Genomic DNA, 16,893 nt, shown 5'->3' on the forward strand with positions numbered 1-16,893 from the left:
AAACCAAACTGAACCTGACAGGAAAGCTGCTGATTGCGATGCCGGGCATGGGCGATCCGCGGTTCGAACAATCGGTGGTGCTGATCTGCGCCCATTCCGAAGAGGGCGCGATGGGGTTGATCATCAACAAACCCACCGAAGAGGTGGCCCTGTCTGACATGCTGGAACAGCTCTCGATCAGCCATGGGCCCGACAGCCGGAACATGGGCGTGTCCTTTGGTGGGCCGGTGGAAACGGGGCGCGGGTTCGTGCTGCATTCGTTGGATTATGTCAGCTTTGTCAATACTTTGAAGGTCGATGGCGGATTCGGAATGACCGCAACGCTGGATATTCTAGAGGCCCTGGCGCAGGGCAAAGGGCCCGAGCGCGCGCTGGTTGCGATCGGCTATGCGGGCTGGGGCGAGGGGCAGTTGGAATCCGAACTGTCGCAGAATGCCTGGCTGACCTGTGACGCGGATATGCGGCTGGTGTTCGATCTGCCCGACGAGGCCAAATGGGACGGGGCGCTGAAATCCATGGGGGTCAGCCCGTTGCTGCTGTCCTCGGAGGCGGGGCACGCCTAGGGGCGCGGCGCTGCGGCGCGGGCCAGACGGTCATTGATGGCAAGGCCCAGCCCGCGCATCGGAATCGGGCTGACGGCAATCCCCGCGGGGTTCATCGCGTCCAGAGCATGAAGATGATGGAACAGATTCGCCGCGGCCTCGACCAGATCGCCGGTTTCGGACAGGTTCAGGGCGCAGTCTACAGGGCCGAAGCCCAGCAGCAGCTCTTGGTCGCAGGTGTCATGGGCGTTCAGCCGCACACGGGCGCCGGGCGCATAATGCGACAGCATCTGACCGGGCGCCGTCAGCGGATCGGCCTGATCCCGTTGCGCCAGCCGGACACCCAGAGCGGCCTCGATGTCTTCGGCTGCCACCCCGCCGGGACGCAGCAGGGTGGGGGGGGCGGACTGGCCAACATCTGACTGGCCAACGTCCGACAGGCCAATGATCGTGGATTCCACGCCGACAGGGCAGGGGCCGCCGTCCAGAATGGCCTCGATCCGGCCCGAGAGCCCGTCGATCACATGCTGCGCCGTGGTGGGGCTGATTTTACCCGACGGATTGGCCGAGGGCGCGGCGACAGGGCCGTCAAACGCGGCCAGCAGCTGTTGCGCCACCGCGTGGGCGGGGACGCGGATCGCCAAGGTCGGCAGCTCGGCCGTGACCAGGGGCGACAGGCCCGCATCCGCGCGCAGCGGCAGCACCAGTGTCAAGGCTCCGGGCCAGAAGGTCTCGGACAGTATTTGCGCGCTTGCCGACCATTCCACATAACGCTGCGCCACCTGGGCCGAGGCCACATGCACGATCAGCGGATTGAAATGCGGCCGGCCCTTGGCCTGAAAAATCCGAGCGACGGCCCGGTCATTGCGCGCATCCGCCCCCAGCCCATAGACGGTTTCGGTGGGCAGGGCGACCAGCCCCCCGGCGGAAAGCGTTTCCGCTGCGCGAAAGATGCCCGTGGCATCGGGGCTTAGAACGGTGGTGGACAGATTTGCCATAGTCTATGACGCCGCGTTTTGGTTGATGGATTACGACTGAAAGATACTTTCCTCGTGACCTGTTTTTGAATAACTGCGGATGACCCGAATTCCAACCCGTCCCGCAAGGAGGAGACCCAGATGGCTTATCGCGCCCCCGTCGAGGATTACCGATTCATTTTTGAGAACGTGGTGGATATGGCCGCTGTCTCGGGGACTGAACGGTTTTCCGAGGCGACGCCGGACATGACCACGGCGATCCTGACCGAGCTGGGAAAAATGGCCGAAGAGGTCCTGTACCCGATCCAGCGCAATGGCGATCTGACCCCTGCGGTTCTGGAAAACGGTGTGGTGCGCGCCTCGCCCGGTTTCGAAGAGGCATTCCGCACCATGGCCGAAGGTGGCTGGGTGGCGGTCTCGGCGGCCGAGGAACATGGCGGCATGGGCCTGCCGCTGGTGATGAACACGGCGTTCAATGAAATGGCGGCCTCGACCAACATGGCGCTGGGGCTGTGCCCGCTGCTGACGCAGGGCCAGATCGAGGCGCTGGAACATCATGCCAGCGACGCGCTGAAGGACATGTACCTGCCGCGCCTGATCAGCGGCGAATGGACCGGCACGATGAACCTGACCGAACCGGGGGCCGGTTCCGACGTGGGGGCGCTGAAATCCAAGGCCGAACCGAATGGCGATGGCTCTTATGCGGTGACCGGGCAGAAGATTTTCATCACCTGGGGCGATCACGATTTCGGCGGCAACGTGTGCCATCTGGTGCTGGCGCGCCTGCCCGATGGCGTGCCCGGCACCAAGGGCATCAGCCTGTTCATGGTGCCCAAGTTCATCCCGAACGCAGACGGTAGCCTGGGCGAACGCAACAGCCTGGGCGTCGTCAGCCTGGAACACAAACTGGGCATTCACGGCAGCCCCACCTGCGTGATGCAGTTCGATGGCGCCAAAGGCTGGCTTGTGGGCAAGGAACACGGGGGCATGGCGGCCATGTTCACGATGATGAACAACGCCCGTCTGGGGGTCGGCACGCAGGGTGTGGGCATCGCCGAGGGGGCCTATCAGCACGCGCTGGCCTATGCGGGCGAGCGCGATCAGATGGGCACGATCATCAACCACGCCGATGTGCGCCGGATGCTGCTGACGATGAAGGCCGATACGTTTGCCGCGCGTGCGCTGGTGTTGGATTGCTCGGTTGCGCTGGACATGGGGAATGCCTCCGATGATGCGGCCTGGACCGCCCGCGCCGCGCTGTTGACGCCCATCGCCAAGGCTTTCTCAACCGATGTGGGCATCGCCGTGGCCGAACTGGGCGTGCAAATCCACGGCGGCATGGGCTTTATCGAGGAGACCGGCGCGGCGCAGTTCAGCCGCGATGTGCGGATCACCTCGATCTACGAGGGCACCAACGGCATTCAGGCGATGGATCTGGTCGGCCGCAAGATGATGGACGGGGGCGAGGCCGCCTTTGCCCTGCTGGATGAGATCGAGGCCCACGCCGAGGAAGCCCGCACCGCGCTGCCCGACCTGGCCGAGCCCGTCTGGCAAGCCACCGAAACCCTGCGTGAATCGGTGGAATGGATGGTGGCTCAGACCGATATGAATGATCGTTTTGCCGGTTGCGTGCCCTTCCTCAGCGCCTTTGGCCGCGTGTTGGGCGGGCATTACCACCTGAAGGCCGCCATGTCCGAAGGCGGCTCGGGCACCCGCACCAAAATCGCGCGGTTCTACATCAACCGCCTGTTGCCGCAATTCGCCGGTATGCTGGAACACGCGCAGGCCGGGGCTTCGGATCTGTATGACATCACCAACGAAGAGCTGAGCGCCTGATGACAGGGCCGGGCATCCGCTATCCCTGGGACGCCCCGCCCGCCGAGGGTGAGGCGATCCAGATCGCCGAGGGCGTTTTGTGGCTGCGGCTGCCTCTGCCCATGGTTCTGGATCATGTGAATATCTACGCGCTGGACGAGGGCGACAGCTGGACCATCGTGGATGCCGGTGTCTATTCGAAACGCACCGTCGCGATCTGGGAAAAGCTGCTGGTGGGGCCTTTGGGCGGCAAGCCCGTGGGCCGGATCATCCTGACCCACCACCACCCCGATCACGTCGGCATGGCCGGCTGGTTCATCGCCCGCGGGGCGCAGCTGTGGGCCACGCGCACGGCGTATCTGATGGCGCGGATGCTGATTCTGGATGTCGAACACAAGGTCACCGAGCAGGCGCAGCAATTCTGGCGCCGCGCCGGCATGTCCGAAGAGGTGTTCCAGAAACGGATCACCGAGCGGCCCTTCAATTTCGCCGACATCTCGCATCCGTTGCCCGTGGGGTATCTGCGGGTGCAGCAGGGCGATGTGATCCACGCCGCCGGGCGCGATTGGGACGCGCATATCGGCAATGGCCACGCGCCCGAACACCTGACCCTGTGGTCCCGCGATGACAATCTGGTGCTGGCGGGCGATCAGATCCTGCCCTCGATCAGCCCCAATATCGGTGTTCACGCCACGGAACCCGAGGCCGACCCGCTGGCCGACTGGATGGAAAGCTGCACCCGGCTGCAAGCTCTGGCGCGGGCGGATCATCTGGTGCTGGGCGGGCATAAGCTGCCTTTCACCGGGCTGCCCACGCGGATGCACCAGCTGATCGAAAACCACCACGGGGGGCTGCGCCGCCTGCGCGCGCATCTGACCCAGCCCAAAACAGCCGCCGAGTGTTTCCCCCCCCTGTTCAAACGCAAAATTGACTTTGGCACCTACGGTCTGGCGCTGGTCGAGGCTGTTGCGCATCTGAATCATCTGTATCATGAGGGGGACGTGACCCGCACCCTGCGCGACGATGGCGCATGGCTGTGGCAGATGAAGGAGACGCGCGATGGACGGTAAAATCAGCACAGCGGCCGAGGCCCAGGAAAAGGACGCCCTGCCGCGCCGCCACGAGGTCCACGCGGACCCGAACGCGCAGGTTTCTGATGTCCCGGCCGAAATCACCGCCACCCCCGTCGAAAAGAAAAGCCCCGCCGAATGGGCCTATGAGCGGCTGATTCTCTATATCCAGAACTTCGAACAGCAGCTGGACAACGAACACGAGGTCGCCATGGGGTTTGCCGGGGGCGACGCAGGTGTGCTGCGGATCGAGGGCATGGGCTATTTCGATCCCGATATTGTGACTTTCTACGGTAGCGACGAAACCGGCGCGAAAACCCAGCTGATTCAGCATGTCAGCCAGCTGAGCGTGATCCTGCGGGCTCTGCCCAAGGAACCGCAGCAAGAGGCCCCCAAGCGCATCGGCTTCCGTCTGGCCGCCGATCTGGCCAAAGGCTAGGCGCGGCCATCGGTCCCGGCCCGCAGCGCCCTTTTGACGGGATGACAGGGCGTAAAAAATCCGTTAGTCACGGATGGAACAGAATTACTATACCTAAGGAAACGCACAATGGCTGATCACAAGCACGGCGAAATGGATGTCACCGTTCAGGAAAAAACCTTCGACGGTTTCATCAAGTTCACCACCTATTCGGTCTACGTTATCATCGCCATTCTGATCTTCATGGCGCTGGTCAACAGCTAAGCCATTCGGCAGGGGCCCCGCTATGCGTAAATGGGTATTGCTGCTGGCCGCGGTCAGCCTGACGGCGGGCTGTGCGGTCAAACACGATCCGCCGGTCACGGATGAGCAGATCCAGAATGCGGTGTACCGGCATTCCGGCCCGTCCGAGCTGGTTCTCTATACGATGATCAACAACAGCTCGGGGTCGGGGGCGCATACTTCGATGATGATCAATGCCAGCCAGCGGGTGATTTTTGATCCGGCTGGCTCTTTCCGGCATTCGCAGATCATCGCGCGCAATGACATTGTGTATGGCGTCACCCCCTATGTCGAGGACGTCTATACCCGCTTCCATGCGCGCAAGACCTTTCACGTTGTGATCCAGCGGTTGCAGGTCAGCCCCGAGGTGGCCGAGCAAGCCATGCGCCTGGCCATGGCCAAAGGCGAAGTGCCCGATGCTTATTGTGCCTCGTCGACCTCGGAAATCCTGGCGCAGCTGCCGGGGCTGAACATCAAACAGACCATGTTCCCCAAAAACCTGATGGAGCAGTTCGGTCAGCAGCCCCTGATGAGCACGCAGGCTTTGTATGAATATGACGATGAAGATCGGTTCGCCGCGCTGCGGGCCTATGATCCTGAAAAAGCGCAGGAAAGCTTCAAACGTCAGCAAGCAAAACGCGCGGCACAGGCAGAATAATCTGCCTTTTCCGGGGCCGTGCGGGCGTGTTCAGCCCAGCAGATAAAGCGCCAGATACAGGCTGCCCGCCCCGCAGAAGATCGCGGCCAGCACGTTTTTGCTGAAATATCCCACGCCAATCGTTACCACCGCCGCGATCATTCGCGGGGCATCCAGTTGTCCGCCCGTCGCGGCGGGCCAGACAACCGCCGGCGCGACCAGAGCCGGCAGGATCGCCACCGCCGTATAGCGCAGATGGCGCAGCACCCATTCGGGCATGGGCCGGTTGCCGACGAACCCGGTGAACATGAACCGCAACCCAAAGCTGCCCAGCCCCAGGCCGATGATCACAATCCAAAGCGTAACAGGCTCGATCTGGGTCATGGGCTCTCCGATTGGTCTGCGGATTTGGTGCCAGAGGATGTGCGCAGCTCGACCTGGGCGCCGGCCATCATCCCGGCCAGCCCGGCGACCAGCACGCCAGTATTATAGGGCAAGAAGCTAAGCAGCAGCGACAGCACGATCGACACCAGCGCCGCGACCCGGTGGGCGGGGGTGGTCAGCATCGGGGCGATCAGCGCCAGAAAGGTGATCGGCACAGCGAAATCCAGCGCCATTTCCTGCGGGATCGCATTGCCCAGCAGGGCTCCGCCCAGGGTTGCGACATACCACAGCGGGCAAATCGGGGTGACGACTCCGAACAGGTAGGCCATTTTCTGCGCCGTGGTCCAGTCGGGGTGCTTTTCAAAGGCCATGATCGAACAGGCATAGACCTGATCCACGGTGAAATAGGCCGCCAGCGCCCGCTGCCACATCGGTGCGCCGCCGATATGCGGGGTCAGCGAGGCCGAATACATCGCCATCCGCAGGTTCACCGCCAGGGCCGAGGCCAGGATAATCAGCACAGGCGCATTTTCAGACAGCAGTTGCAGCGCGGTGAACTGCGCCGCCCCGGCGATCACCACGACCGAGAAGGTCAGAGCCTCAAGCACGTTCAGGCCGGCCTCGGTTGCGACGACGCCGAACAGCAGCCCGAAGGGCACGATCACCAGAAGAAACGGCAGCCCATCCCGAAAGCCGTTCCAATATGTCGATTGGGTTGTGCGGGACATGAATCATTCCCAAATACAAGAGATGACCAAGCCGTATCGGCTGAACAGGGGGGATGCAATGGCTGTCACGATTGACGCAGGGTTCACCGAGGCAGAGCGCCCGCAGGTCGCGCGGCTCTATTGGCAGGCTTTCGGGGCGAAGCTGGGTAAGGTGCTGGGGCCCGATAGGCGCGCTCTGGCCTTTTTGGAACAGGCGCTGACGCCGGAATTCGCGCTGGTTGCACGGCGCGATGGCGCGCTGCTGGGGGTGGCCGGGTTCCAGACCCCGCAAGGGGGGCTGGTGGGCGGCGGATTTGCCGGAATGGCCAGGGTTTACGGGCTGTTCGGGGCGGCGTGGCGCGCGGCCCTGTTGTCCGTGCTGGAACGTCGGGTCGAAGCCGGGATTTTCCAGATGGACGGGATTTTCGTCAGCGCCGGGGCGCGCGGGCAGGGGGTTGGTGCGGCGTTGCTGGAGGCGGTGGCTCTGCGGGCGCGGCAGCAGGGCGCGCGGGCCGTGCGCCTGGATGTGATCGACACAAACCCAAGGGCCGAACAGCTGTATCGCCGCGTCGGATTTCAGCCATTGAAACGCGAACACACCGGCCCGTTCAAATGGGTGTTCGGCTTTGGCTCGGCCCTGAAAATGGAGCGTCCGGTCTAATCGAACATCCCCGTCACGCGGCCCAGCAGCATGAAGGCGCGGGCGGTGCGGGTGTCGGACATATCGGCGATCTCGGAATCCGAGGCCGTGCCGGCGAATTCGGTCAGCATCTTATCGAACCGGCGCAGGAAATGGTGGGCCGTGTCGCGGAAAATCGGGTCTTGCTTCATGCGGCCCGCCGCCAGCGCCAGCGACGAGCGATCCCGCACACCGCCAAGCGCGGCAATCTGGCGGCCCCGGTCCCCGTCCGCAAAGCGGCGCCAGATTTCAGGGCGGGCGCGATCGGGGCGCAGATCGTCCATATAGATCCCATCCTGGCTAAGCAGCGTCAGAATGTCCTGCGCGGCCTGGATCAGCTGCGCGGCCTGGCGGTCCTTTAGCGCCTTGCGCAGGGCGGCAAAGCCCTCCTCGTCCTCGGCGGTTTCGGGGAAATTGAGCGCACGGATGAAATCGGAGCGGGCCAGCGGCGGGGCCAGATCCTCGGCCGGGGTGCCCAGGGGCAGGGGGGCCTGATCGGCGGGCTGTTCCGCCGGATCCACGGGTTTGGGCGCGGGGCGCATCAGGTCAATCCGGTCGCGATCACGGGTCGAGGTAAAGGTGGCCAGCGCGATTTCGGTCTTTTTCTGGGCCTCGGCGATCTCGTCCAGTTTTTTGGCGATGGTCGTGTCGCCCGCGCCCGCGCTGCGCCCCTGCTGCGATTGCGCGACATAGGATTTGCGAATCCCGTCAATGGCGGCCTGCAAACGCGCGCTTTCCTCGCGCATCACGCGCGAGGATCGGGCGGCCGTGGCCCCGACCCAGATCATGGCGACGGGCAGGAAGATCACCAGCAATGTCGTCATGAACCGCAGCGCCTGATCGCCCGAGGTTGCGCTGCCCAGCAGGAAAAAGAACACCCCCGCCCCCAGCAGCCACAACAGGCTAAGCACGACGGCGATCACCTCGATTCCGGTGACGCGCCCGCCGGTGTTTCGCTCATATAGCCCCAAAGGTGTGGAGCGGCTTTCGTCCTTGTCAGCCATTGCTGGGGATCATCCGTTTTCAGATATACTGGATCGTCAACACTTCGTAGGATTTTTCGCCGCCGGGGGTGCGGACCTCGACGCTGTCGCCCTCTTCCTTGCCGATCAGGGCGCGGGCGATGGGCGATTTCATGTTCAGCAGGCCTTTTTCGATATTGGCCTCGTGCTCGCCCACGATCTGCCAGGTTTTTTCCTCGTCGGTGTCCTCGTCCACCAGGGTGACGGTCGCGCCGAATTTGATCGCGCCGGACAACGAGGTCGGGTCAATCACCTCGGCCAGAGACAGGATGCCCTCCAGCTCTTTGATGCGCCCCTCGATGAAACCCTGCTTTTCGCGGGCCGAGTGGTATTCGGCGTTTTCCTTCAGGTCGCCCAGCTCGCGTGCTTCGGCAATGGCCTGGATGATGGTGGGGCGTTCAACGGTTTTCAGCGTTTTCAGTTCGGTCTCCAGCGCGGTGTGCCCGGCGCGAGTCATCGGTAGTTTATCCATCTGGCCTAATTCCTGCGAAAAAGGCGGCGGATGCCGGGGCGCCCGCCGCTTTGGTATGTGTTCCCCGTGAATTACCTGACCCGAAGCCCGCAGACAATGCAAGAGATAGCTAATTCAACAAGGGGCCCGCGTCAGGCCGCGTAGCTGACCACCTCGTATTCGACGCCATTTTCGTCACGAAAGTAGAATCGCGCCCCCGGTTCGTAATCGGCGAATTTTTCGGGGGTAAAGCCGGCGGCGATCACGCGGGCCCTGGCGGCGGGCAGGTCCGGCACGGTGACGCCCACGTGGTTCAGCCCGCCCAGGGTTTTGTAGCTGTCGGTTTCGGTCAGCTCGGGCGTGTCCGGCGCATAGAGCGCCAGATACTGGCCCTCGGTGCCGACATGGACGGACTGGCCGCCATCAATGGCCGGCCCCTGCCAGCGGGTGCGCCAGCCAAAGACCTGGTGCATCCAGCGGGCGGTCGCGTGGGGGTCTTTGACGGTGATATTCGTGTGTTCCAGCGTTGCGATCATCAGAGATTCCTTTCGTATTGAGCCTATGTGCCCTTCATGCTAATTTCTAAACCTAACTTGAGGTCAAGGTTTTAAAACGCATGGAAAACAAACGCCTACGGGCCTCGGGCCTGTCGATCGGGGCTCTGGCCAAGCGGACGGGGCTGGCGGTTTCGGCCATTCGCTATTACGAATCCCAGGGGTTGGTGCGTGCCTGGCGCAACGCGGGCGGCCAGCGCCGGTTTGAACGCGCTGACATCCGCCGGCTGTCCTTTGTGATGATCGCGCAGAAATTTGGCTTCTCGATTGCGGAAATCCGGGCCGAGCTGGATCGTTTGCCCGATGGCCGCACGCCCACCCCGCAGGATTGGGTGCGGATTTCAAAGGGGTTTCGGGCCGCATTGGATGCACGGATCGAAACGCTGGAAAAGCTGCGCGACAATCTGGACGGGTGCATTGGCTGCGGCTGTCTGTCCTTGCCCAAATGCGCGCTGTACAATCAAAGCGACAGCGCGGGGCAAAAGGGCGCGGGGCCACGCTATCTGATGGGGGATGCGCCCATAGATAGGTCCGCAGACACGTCATAGATGGCCGGAACCGGCCAGAGTTGGATAGGTTTCGCTGCGTTTGAGTGCGGTTTAACGCTGAGTATTCATTGACGAACATTGCTGCAGCGCGGTATCCCCGTGCGAAATAAAGTTACGCGCGGAATCTCAGAGGAGTGCCACCCATGTCGGAAATCGAACGGGAAGCGATGGAATATGACGTTGTTATCGTCGGTGCCGGGCCTGCGGGTCTGTCTGCGGCGATCCGTCTGAAGCAACTGGACGCCGACCTGAACGTGGTCGTGCTGGAGAAGGGCTCGGAAGTGGGCGCGCATATTCTGTCCGGCGCGGTTCTGGATCCGTGCGGGCTGGATGCGCTGATCCCCGACTGGAAGGAAAAAGGCGCGCCGCTGAACACCCCCGTGAAAGAAGACAACTTCTACATGCTGGGCGAAGCGGGCGAGATTCGCATTCCCAACTTCCCCATGCCGCCGCTGATGAACAACCACGGCAATTATATTGTCTCGATGGGCAACGTCTGCCGCTGGATGGCCGAACAGGCCGAGGGCATGGGCGTGGAAATCTTCCCCGGCATGGCCTGCTCGGAACTGGTCTACGGCGACAATGGCGAGGTCAAAGGCGTCGTGGCCGGCGTGTTCGGCGTCGAGCCCGATGGCACCTATGGCGAGGGCACCGAGCCGGGCATGGAACTGCACGGCAAATACGTTTTCCTGTCCGAGGGCGTGCGCGGCTCGCTGGCCAAGGAAGTGATCGCCAAATACGACCTGCAAGCCGGTAAAGAGCCGCAGAAATTCGGCGTCGGCATGAAGGAAATCTGGGAAATCGACCCGGCCAAGCACCGCGAAGGCACCGTGACCCACACGATGGGCTGGCCGCTGAACAGCAATGCCGGCGGGGGGTCTTTCATCTATCACCTTGAAAACAATCAGGTTTACGTGGGTTTCGTCGTTCACCTGAACTACAAAAACCCGCACCTGTTCCCCTATATGGAATTCCAGCGCTTCAAGCATCACCCGATGGTGGCCGAACTGCTGAAGGGCGGCAAACGCGTGGCTTATGGTGCGCGCGCCATTTCCGAAGGCGGCTATCAGTCGATGTGCAAGATGGTGGCTCCTGGCGCGGCTCTGCTGGGCTGCTCGGTCGGGATGGTCAACGTCCCGCGCATCAAGGGCAACCACAACGCGATGCTGTCGGGCAAGGCCGCGGCCGAGGCCGCCTATGCCGCGATTCAGGATGGGCGTTCGGGCGACGAACTGACCGATTATGAGACCGAAGTGCGCAGCGGTGCCATCGGCAAAGACTTGAAAAAAGTCCGCAATGTCAAACCGATGTGGTCCAAATGGGGCATGTTGCCCAGCCTGGCCCTGGGCGGTCTGGACATGTGGACGAACACGCTGGGCTTCTCGCTGTTTGGCACTCTGAAACACGGTAAAACCGATGCCGAGGCCACGGAACCCGCCGACAAACACAAGAAGATCGACTATCCTAAACCCGATGGGAAACTGTCGTTCGATCGTCTGACCAACGTGTCCTTCAGCTTCACCAACCACGAAGAAGAGCAGCCCTGCCACCTGCATCTGGCCGATCCGACCGTGCCGATCAGCGTCAACCTGCCCAAATTCGACGAGCCCGCGCAGCGGTACTGCCCGGCGGGGGTCTATGAAGTGCTGGAAACCGAGGCAGGCCCGGAATTCCGCGTGAACTTCCAGAACTGTGTTCACTGCAAAACCTGCGACATCAAAGACCCCAGTCAGAACATCACCTGGGTCACGCCGCAGGGCGGCGAGGGGCCGAACTACCCGAATATGTAAAAACAAGGGGCGGCCTTCGGGTCGCCCTTTTCGTATTTCCGCCCAATAACGCGAAGTTTCCCCGGCGTGCATTGCGTTCAGCGCGCAGCACGCTAGTCTGAATGTCCTGAGATACTGGCAAAGACACTGGCAAACAGGAAGCTTCATGCGCACACGGATTTGGGGAATGGCTCTGGCGCTGGCACTGACGGGCGGGGCCCTGACAGGTGGCACGGCACAGGCACAAGGCATTGCCGGGGCCTATCTGGCGGCACGCAGTGCGGGCATTGCCAGCGATTACAAAGCCGCAGCCGAATATTTTACGCGCGCATTGGCTCGCGATCCCTCGAACCCCAAGTTGATGGATAATGTTGTCATGGCGCAGCTGTCGCTGGGGCAGATCCCGCGCGCCGTGCCCGTGGCCCGGAAAATGGAATCCGACGGTCTGCAAAGCCAGATCGCCCGGATGGTTCTGGTCGCGGATGAGGCGATGAATGGCCAATATGGCACGCTGCTGACCCGCCTGGCAGAAGACCGCGGCATCGGCCCGCTGGTCGATGGGCTGCTGATGGCCTGGGGCGACATGGGGGCCGGGAAAGTGTCGGCCGCGCTCAAGGCATTTGATGAGGTGGCCGAGGAACGCGGCCTTGCGGCGTTTGCGCTGTATCACAAGGCGATGGCCCTGGCCTCGGTTGGGGATTTCGAAGGGGCCGAGGCGATCTTTGCCGAAAGCGCGGGTTCGCCTTTGCAGATGACCCGCCGGGGGGCGCTGGCCCGTATCGAAATTCTCAGTCAGCTGGAGCAGGGCGAAGAGGCGTTGATGCTGCTGGACGAGCTGTTCGGGCGCGGTTTCGACCCCGCGATTCAGTCGATCCGCGCACGGCTGGAGACCGGCGAGACCCTGCCATTTACGCAGGTCCGTGACGCGCGCGATGGCGTGGCCGAGGTGTTCTACTCGGTTGCCATGGCGCTGAACAACGAGGCCAGCGCGGACTATACGCTGCTTTATGCCCGCGTTGTGGAATATCTGCGCCCCGATCATGCAGACGCGATTTTGCTGATCGGTAACCTTTTGGATTCACTCGAAAGATACGATCTAGCCTCGGTGGCTTATCGGTCGGTATCCCAAGACAGCCCGTCCTATTTCTCGGCCGAACTGGGCCGGGCCGAAAGCCTGCGCCGGGCCGATAAAAAAGACGCCGCCGTCGAAGTTCTGGAACAGCTAAGCCGTAGCCATGGCGATATTCCGATGGTCTGGGTCACGCTGGGCGATCTGAAGCGGCAGCTTAAACGGTTCGATGAGGCCGTCACTGCCTATGACGCCGCGCTAAAGCTGTACGGAGAGGCGCAGCCGGGCCACTGGTTCATCTATTATTCGCGCGCGATCAGCCAGGAACGCCTAAGCGACTGGCCCAGGGCCGAGGCCGATTTTCGCAAGGCGCTGGAGCTGAACCCCGGCCAGCCTCAGGTGCTGAACTATCTGGGCTATTCGCTGGTCGAGCAGCAGATCAAACTGGATGAGGCCCTTTCGATGATCGAACAGGCTGTGCAGGCGGAACCGGACAGTGGCTATATTGTCGATTCTCTGGGGTGGGTGCTGTACCGTCTGGGCCGCTATGACGAATCCATCGGCCATATGGAACGCGCGACCGAGCTGATGCCCGTGGATCCGGTGGTGAATGACCATCTGGGCGACGTTCTGTGGGCTGTAGGCCGCAAGCGCGAGGCCGAATTCCAATGGCACCGCGCCCTGTCCTTTACCAAATATGACAATGCCTCGGGCGATCTGAATCCCGACCGCATTCGCCGTAAGCTGGAGGTCGGCCTGGATCAGGTTCTGGCCGAAGAAGGCGCCCCGCCGTTGAAGGTGGCCAATGACTAAGATGCGGGTCTTTGCTCCGGCAAAGGTCAACCTGACACTGCATGTCACCGGCCAGCGCGCGGATGGCTATCATCTGCTGGACAGCCTGGTGGTGTTCGCCGATGTCGGTGACTGGCTGACGGTTGCGCCGGGGCCGATGGGGCTGCGCGTGACGGGGCCCAGGGCCGCTGGCGTGCCTGCGGATGCGCGGAACCTGGCCTGGAAAGCGGCGGAACTGATGGGCGTACCTGCGGCGATCACCCTAGAGAAACACCTGCCCGCTGCGGCGGGGATTGGAGGCGGATCCTCGGATGCGGCGGCGGTGTTGCGGGCGCTGCGCGATCAGACGGGGCAGGAGATTCCCGATCAGGGCCTGTCTTTGGGGGCGGATCTGCCGATCTGCGTGCAGGCCAGCGCGGGCTATATGTGTGGGATTGGCGAGCAAATCGCGCCTGTGGCGGGCCTGCCCAAACTGGCCGCGGTTTTGGTGAATCCGGGGGTCGAGGTGCCCACGGGGGCGGTTTTTGACGGGTTGGCGCGCAAGGATAATCCGCCGATGCAGCCCTTGGGGGATGGGGTGGATCTGATTGGCTGGCTGCGTGCGCAGCGCAATGATCTGGAGCCGCCAGCCTGTGCCGCTCGGCCCGTTATCGCGCAAGTTCTGGAGGCGATCGGGGCCACGGCGGGGTGTCAATTGGCACGGATGTCGGGCTCGGGGGCGACGTGCTTTGGGCTGTATGCCGATACTGCCGCGGCCGAGGCTGCTGCGGCGGCATTGGCGCGGCCGGGCTGGTGGGTGCGGGCCGTCAGTTTGCACTGAGGCCTGCGCCTGAGCTGCGCGCAGGCGTGAGTATTTTCAGAGCAAAGAAAGCGGGGGCGGGTCAGTTGATCCGGGCGACCACGTAATCGGCCAGGTCGATCAGCATCTGGCGGATGGGGTGTTCGGGCAGGCTGGCGGCGGCGGTTTTTGCCTTTTGCGCCCAGGCCAGGGCGTCGGTGCGAGTGTCCGACAGGGCGTTATGGGTATTCAGGAGAGAGAGGGCGTGATCCAGGTCGCCCTCTTCCTGTTTGCCTTTTTCGATGGTGCGGGTCCAGAAGGCGCGCTCGGAGTCATTGGCGCGGGCGACGGCTTTGATCACTGGCAGGGTCAGTTTGCGTTCGCGGAAATCATCGCCGACATTTTTGCCGGTGGCCTTGGTATCGCCTTGATAATCCAGAAGATCATCCACGATCTGGAAGGCAATCCCCAAGGCATCGCCATAATCGAAGAGAGCCTGGACATGGGTTTCATCGGCACCGGCGATCACGGCTCCGGCCTCGGTTGCGGCGCTGAACAGGGCGGCGGTTTTGCCGCGCACGACCTGTAGGTAAATGGATTCGTCCGTGCGCAGATCCTGCGCGGCGGTCAGTTGCAGCACCTCGCCCTCGGCGATTGTGGCGGCGGCGTTCGACAGGATTTCCAGCACCCGCAGGTTGCCCGGTTCCACCATCAGTTGGAAGGCGCGGGCGAAGAGGTAATCGCCCACCAGAACGGAGGATTTGTTATCCCACAGCAGGTTCGCGGTGGGGCGGCCCCGGCGCTGTGCGCTTTCGTCTACCACATCGTCATGCAGCAGGGTGGCGGTGTGGATGAATTCCACCGTGGCGGCCAGATGCACGTGATAGGGGCCGGTGTAGCCGCACAATTGCGCTGCGGCCAGGGTCAGCATGGGGCGCAGCCGTTTGCCGCCCGCCTCGACCAGATGGGCGGTGACCTCGGGGATACGGGGGGCGTGTTTGCTGGCCATGCGCGCACGGATCAGGGTGTTCACGTCTTCCATGCCCTGCGCCAGATGCGCGGCCAGTTGTTCGTGCGGTTTGGTTGCGGCTTGATCCAGGCTCATCACTGTCATGTCACATGGCTCGACAAAGGCGGCGCCATGCCCTTAATTCCATCATATGAAACAGCTTCTCAGTACCACGGACCCAACAACCATATCATTCGCCAAGGCGCTGCTTCAGGGCGAGGGTATAAACTGCTTTGAAATGGACGTAAATATGAGCGTGCTGGAAGGGGGCATCGGATTGTTCCCCAGGCGGCTGATGGTGGCGGATCGCGATCACTTTGTGGCGAGCAGGGTGCTGACAGACAACGGAATCGAGCTGAATGGATAAGCTGACCTGCAACGATTTTCTGGGCGGACGGGTGCGAATCTGGCAGCCGCGCCACGGGTATCGGGCGGGGGTGGATCCGGTGTGGCTGGCTGCGTCGGTGCCCGCGCAGGCGGGGCAGAGCGTTCTGGAATTGGGCTGCGGGGTTGGGGTTGCCTCGTTATGTTTGGGCGCGCGGGTGCCGGGGCTGCGGGTCGCCGGGGTGGAATTGCAGCCCGATTATGCCGATCTGGCGCGCCGGAACGCGGTGCAGAATGCGGCTGATTTTCAGGTGGAAACGGGGGATGTGCGGGCGCTTTCGCTGGCGTTGCGTCAGCGTCAGTTCGATCATGTGATTGCCAATCCCCCGTATTTTCGGCGCGCGGCGGGGACCGTGGCCACCGATCCGGGGCGCGATACGGCTTTGGGGGGGGATACGCCGCTGGCAGATTGGGTGCAGGTGGCCGCCAAACGCTGCGCGCCGCGCGGCTATGTGACGTTCATCCAGCGGATCGAGCGCCTGCCCGAGCTGATGAGCGCCATGTCCGAGGTGCTGGGCAGTCTGGAGATGCTGCCCTTTGTGCCGCGCCCCGGCCGCGCGCCTCAGTTGTTTTTGCTGCGGGGGCGGCGCGGCGGGCGGGCTGAGTTCCGGATGCACCCCGGCGTGCTGGTCCATGCCGGCCAGGATCACCAGAATGAGGGCGAGGATTACACGCCGCTGATCCAATCTGTGTTGCGGTCTGGGGCGGCTTTGCCGTTCTAGGCCACATCTCGCCGCACCTCTCGAATTTTCGGCAATTTTTGCTGCGCTGCCGCGTGACAGGGGGCGATTCTTGTGATGCACTCGTTACACAGCTTTTACAATTGAGAGGAGAATGCCCATGAGCTTGAGTTCGCATGTCGAGGAACTGAAGAAGAAACACTTGTCCCTCTCGCAGCGTGTCGAGGAAGTCCAACGCGCCCCCGGTTCCAGCGACGTGGAGATCGCAGATCTGAAGAAGCAGAAGCTTCGTATCAAAGAAGAGATCGCGCGCCTGAGCGCCTGAT

General features: G+C 62.7%; 21 protein-coding genes. 14 read left to right on the forward strand and 7 right to left on the reverse strand.

The features are described 5' to 3' along the window. Positions 1-8: 8 nt before the first annotated feature. Entirely contained in the window at positions 9-563 is a 555-nt protein-coding gene (locus tag ACP15O_RS00730; RefSeq protein ID WP_425094837.1) for a YqgE/AlgH family protein, read from the forward strand. On the opposite strand, the gene ACP15O_RS00735 is transcribed toward ACP15O_RS00730, so the two are convergent. Further along, positions 560-1,540 (reverse strand): L-threonylcarbamoyladenylate synthase, encoded by a 981-nt coding sequence (locus ACP15O_RS00735; protein ID WP_425094115.1) that lies wholly within the window; start codon positions 1,538-1,540, stop codon positions 560-562. The genes ACP15O_RS00730 and ACP15O_RS00735 overlap by 4 nt on opposite strands. Positions 1,541-1,660: 120 nt before the next feature. Between ACP15O_RS00735 and ACP15O_RS00740 the strand changes: the two genes are divergently transcribed. From ACP15O_RS00740 to ACP15O_RS00760, 5 genes are all read left to right on the forward strand, one after another. Further along, a complete protein-coding gene (locus ACP15O_RS00740) occupies positions 1,661-3,355 on the forward strand; it encodes an acyl-CoA dehydrogenase (RefSeq protein WP_425094116.1) in 1,695 nt (564 codons plus the stop codon). Next, positions 3,355-4,404 carry an MBL fold metallo-hydrolase gene (locus tag ACP15O_RS00745; protein ID WP_425094117.1) on the forward strand — a complete coding sequence of 350 codons (1,050 nt, stop codon included), beginning with the start codon at positions 3,355-3,357 and terminating at the stop codon, positions 4,402-4,404. Before ACP15O_RS00740 ends, ACP15O_RS00745 begins: the two co-directional genes overlap by 1 nt. Continuing rightward, positions 4,394-4,843: a DUF6173 family protein gene (locus ACP15O_RS00750; protein ID WP_425094118.1), complete on the forward strand. Its 450-nt coding sequence runs from the start codon at positions 4,394-4,396 to the stop codon at positions 4,841-4,843. The genes ACP15O_RS00745 and ACP15O_RS00750 overlap by 11 nt, the downstream gene beginning before the upstream one ends. Positions 4,844-4,951: 108 nt before the next feature. Further along, on the forward strand, positions 4,952-5,086 hold the full coding sequence (locus tag ACP15O_RS00755) for an aa3-type cytochrome c oxidase subunit IV (RefSeq protein WP_425094119.1): 135 nt from the start codon (positions 4,952-4,954) through the stop codon (positions 5,084-5,086). 22 nt (positions 5,087-5,108) lie between these two features. Further along, positions 5,109-5,762: a hypothetical protein gene (locus ACP15O_RS00760; protein ID WP_425094120.1), complete on the forward strand. Its 654-nt coding sequence runs from the start codon at positions 5,109-5,111 to the stop codon at positions 5,760-5,762. Between the two features lie 30 nt (positions 5,763-5,792). Here the strand turns inward: ACP15O_RS00760 and ACP15O_RS00765 are convergent, their stop codons facing one another. Then, positions 5,793-6,125 (reverse strand): AzlD domain-containing protein, encoded by a 333-nt coding sequence (locus ACP15O_RS00765; RefSeq protein ID WP_425094121.1) that lies wholly within the window; start codon positions 6,123-6,125, stop codon positions 5,793-5,795. Next, a complete protein-coding gene (locus ACP15O_RS00770; RefSeq protein WP_425094122.1) occupies positions 6,122-6,853 on the reverse strand; it encodes an AzlC family ABC transporter permease in 732 nt (243 codons plus the stop codon). Before ACP15O_RS00770 ends, ACP15O_RS00765 begins: the two co-directional genes overlap by 4 nt. 58 nt (positions 6,854-6,911) lie before the next feature. Between ACP15O_RS00770 and ACP15O_RS00775 the strand changes: the two genes are divergently transcribed. Further along, positions 6,912-7,493 carry a GNAT family N-acetyltransferase gene (locus ACP15O_RS00775; RefSeq protein ID WP_425094123.1) on the forward strand — a complete coding sequence of 194 codons (582 nt, stop codon included), beginning with the start codon at positions 6,912-6,914 and terminating at the stop codon, positions 7,491-7,493. Here the strand turns inward: ACP15O_RS00775 and ACP15O_RS00780 are convergent. From ACP15O_RS00780 to ACP15O_RS00790, 3 genes are all read right to left on the reverse strand, one after another. Continuing rightward, complete coding sequence (locus tag ACP15O_RS00780) at positions 7,490-8,515, reverse strand: hypothetical protein (protein WP_425094124.1); 1,026 nt, start codon at positions 8,513-8,515, stop codon at positions 7,490-7,492. The two genes, ACP15O_RS00775 and ACP15O_RS00780, sit on opposite strands and share 4 nt — an antisense overlap. Positions 8,516-8,534: 19 nt before the next feature. Continuing rightward, entirely contained in the window at positions 8,535-9,005 is a 471-nt protein-coding gene (gene greA / locus ACP15O_RS00785) for a transcription elongation factor GreA (protein WP_425094125.1), read from the reverse strand. A 131-nt stretch (positions 9,006-9,136) separates the two neighbouring features. Further along, positions 9,137-9,520 carry a VOC family protein gene (locus ACP15O_RS00790; protein WP_425094126.1) on the reverse strand — a complete coding sequence of 128 codons (384 nt, stop codon included), beginning with the start codon at positions 9,518-9,520 and terminating at the stop codon, positions 9,137-9,139. Between the two features lie 80 nt (positions 9,521-9,600). On the opposite strand from ACP15O_RS00790, the gene soxR reads away from it, so the two are divergent. From soxR to ACP15O_RS00810, 4 genes are all read left to right on the forward strand, one after another. Next, positions 9,601-10,086 carry a redox-sensitive transcriptional activator SoxR gene (gene soxR / locus ACP15O_RS00795; protein WP_425094127.1) on the forward strand — a complete coding sequence of 162 codons (486 nt, stop codon included), beginning with the start codon at positions 9,601-9,603 and terminating at the stop codon, positions 10,084-10,086. Positions 10,087-10,229: 143 nt separating this feature from the next. Next, positions 10,230-11,876: an electron transfer flavoprotein-ubiquinone oxidoreductase gene (locus ACP15O_RS00800; protein WP_425094128.1), complete on the forward strand. Its 1,647-nt coding sequence runs from the start codon at positions 10,230-10,232 to the stop codon at positions 11,874-11,876. A gap of 145 nt (positions 11,877-12,021) precedes the next feature. Next, positions 12,022-13,737 carry a tetratricopeptide repeat protein gene (locus ACP15O_RS00805; RefSeq protein WP_425094129.1) on the forward strand — a complete coding sequence of 572 codons (1,716 nt, stop codon included), beginning with the start codon at positions 12,022-12,024 and terminating at the stop codon, positions 13,735-13,737. After that, a complete protein-coding gene (locus ACP15O_RS00810; RefSeq protein WP_425094130.1) occupies positions 13,730-14,536 on the forward strand; it encodes a 4-(cytidine 5'-diphospho)-2-C-methyl-D-erythritol kinase in 807 nt (268 codons plus the stop codon). The genes ACP15O_RS00805 and ACP15O_RS00810 overlap by 8 nt, the downstream gene beginning before the upstream one ends. Positions 14,537-14,597: 61 nt before the next feature. Here the strand turns inward: ACP15O_RS00810 and ACP15O_RS00815 are convergent, their stop codons facing one another. Then, on the reverse strand, positions 14,598-15,599 hold the full coding sequence (locus ACP15O_RS00815) for a polyprenyl synthetase family protein (protein ID WP_425094131.1): 1,002 nt from the start codon (positions 15,597-15,599) through the stop codon (positions 14,598-14,600). Positions 15,600-15,654: 55 nt separating this feature from the next. Between ACP15O_RS00815 and ACP15O_RS00820 the strand changes: the two genes are divergently transcribed. The 3 genes from ACP15O_RS00820 to ACP15O_RS00830 all read left to right on the forward strand — a co-directional run bounded on the left by ACP15O_RS00820 (position 15,655) and on the right by ACP15O_RS00830 (position 16,892). Then, on the forward strand, positions 15,655-15,870 hold the full coding sequence (locus ACP15O_RS00820) for a putative signal transducing protein (protein ID WP_425094132.1): 216 nt from the start codon (positions 15,655-15,657) through the stop codon (positions 15,868-15,870). After that, positions 15,863-16,609: a tRNA1(Val) (adenine(37)-N6)-methyltransferase gene (locus ACP15O_RS00825; RefSeq protein WP_425094133.1), complete on the forward strand. Its 747-nt coding sequence runs from the start codon at positions 15,863-15,865 to the stop codon at positions 16,607-16,609. Before ACP15O_RS00820 ends, ACP15O_RS00825 begins: the two co-directional genes overlap by 8 nt. Before the next feature lie 118 nt (positions 16,610-16,727). Then, entirely contained in the window at positions 16,728-16,892 is a 165-nt protein-coding gene (locus tag ACP15O_RS00830) for a YdcH family protein (protein ID WP_425094134.1), read from the forward strand. Position 16,893 lies beyond the last annotated feature (1 nt).

Source organism: Youngimonas ophiurae (nom. illeg.), from assembly GCF_049803795.1.
In the GTDB taxonomy this organism is placed as follows: domain Bacteria; phylum Pseudomonadota; class Alphaproteobacteria; order Rhodobacterales; family Rhodobacteraceae; genus Thalassobius.

What these genes read in the sequence shown, in the direction of transcription:
- ACP15O_RS00740 (WP_425094116.1), top strand. Translation starts at nt 1,661, where the DNA reads ATGGCTTATCGCGCCCCCGTCGAGGATTACCGATTCATTTTTGAGAAC.
- ACP15O_RS00815 (WP_425094131.1), bottom strand. Translation starts at nt 15,599, where the DNA reads ATGAGCCTGGATCAAGCCGCAACCAAACCGCACGAACAACTGGCCGCG.
- ACP15O_RS00765 (WP_425094121.1), bottom strand. Translation starts at nt 6,125, where the DNA reads ATGACCCAGATCGAGCCTGTTACGCTTTGGATTGTGATCATCGGCCTG.
- ACP15O_RS00780 (WP_425094124.1), bottom strand. Translation starts at nt 8,515, where the DNA reads ATGGCTGACAAGGACGAAAGCCGCTCCACACCTTTGGGGCTATATGAG.
- ACP15O_RS00745 (WP_425094117.1), top strand. Translation starts at nt 3,355, where the DNA reads ATGACAGGGCCGGGCATCCGCTATCCCTGGGACGCCCCGCCCGCCGAG.
- ACP15O_RS00735 (WP_425094115.1), bottom strand. Translation starts at nt 1,540, where the DNA reads ATGGCAAATCTGTCCACCACCGTTCTAAGCCCCGATGCCACGGGCATC.
- ACP15O_RS00755 (WP_425094119.1), top strand. Translation starts at nt 4,952, where the DNA reads ATGGCTGATCACAAGCACGGCGAAATGGATGTCACCGTTCAGGAAAAA.
- ACP15O_RS00810 (WP_425094130.1), top strand. Translation starts at nt 13,730, where the DNA reads ATGACTAAGATGCGGGTCTTTGCTCCGGCAAAGGTCAACCTGACACTG.
- ACP15O_RS00805 (WP_425094129.1), top strand. Translation starts at nt 12,022, where the DNA reads ATGCGCACACGGATTTGGGGAATGGCTCTGGCGCTGGCACTGACGGGC.
- ACP15O_RS00830 (WP_425094134.1), top strand. Translation starts at nt 16,728, where the DNA reads ATGAGCTTGAGTTCGCATGTCGAGGAACTGAAGAAGAAACACTTGTCC.
- ACP15O_RS00750 (WP_425094118.1), top strand. Translation starts at nt 4,394, where the DNA reads ATGGACGGTAAAATCAGCACAGCGGCCGAGGCCCAGGAAAAGGACGCC.
- ACP15O_RS00820 (WP_425094132.1), top strand. Translation starts at nt 15,655, where the DNA reads ATGAAACAGCTTCTCAGTACCACGGACCCAACAACCATATCATTCGCC.
- soxR (WP_425094127.1), top strand. Translation starts at nt 9,601, where the DNA reads ATGGAAAACAAACGCCTACGGGCCTCGGGCCTGTCGATCGGGGCTCTG.
- ACP15O_RS00825 (WP_425094133.1), top strand. Translation starts at nt 15,863, where the DNA reads ATGGATAAGCTGACCTGCAACGATTTTCTGGGCGGACGGGTGCGAATC.
- ACP15O_RS00770 (WP_425094122.1), bottom strand. Translation starts at nt 6,853, where the DNA reads ATGTCCCGCACAACCCAATCGACATATTGGAACGGCTTTCGGGATGGG.
- ACP15O_RS00800 (WP_425094128.1), top strand. Translation starts at nt 10,230, where the DNA reads ATGTCGGAAATCGAACGGGAAGCGATGGAATATGACGTTGTTATCGTC.
- greA (WP_425094125.1), bottom strand. Translation starts at nt 9,005, where the DNA reads ATGGATAAACTACCGATGACTCGCGCCGGGCACACCGCGCTGGAGACC.
- ACP15O_RS00760 (WP_425094120.1), top strand. Translation starts at nt 5,109, where the DNA reads ATGCGTAAATGGGTATTGCTGCTGGCCGCGGTCAGCCTGACGGCGGGC.
- ACP15O_RS00790 (WP_425094126.1), bottom strand. Translation starts at nt 9,520, where the DNA reads ATGATCGCAACGCTGGAACACACGAATATCACCGTCAAAGACCCCCAC.
- ACP15O_RS00775 (WP_425094123.1), top strand. Translation starts at nt 6,912, where the DNA reads ATGGCTGTCACGATTGACGCAGGGTTCACCGAGGCAGAGCGCCCGCAG.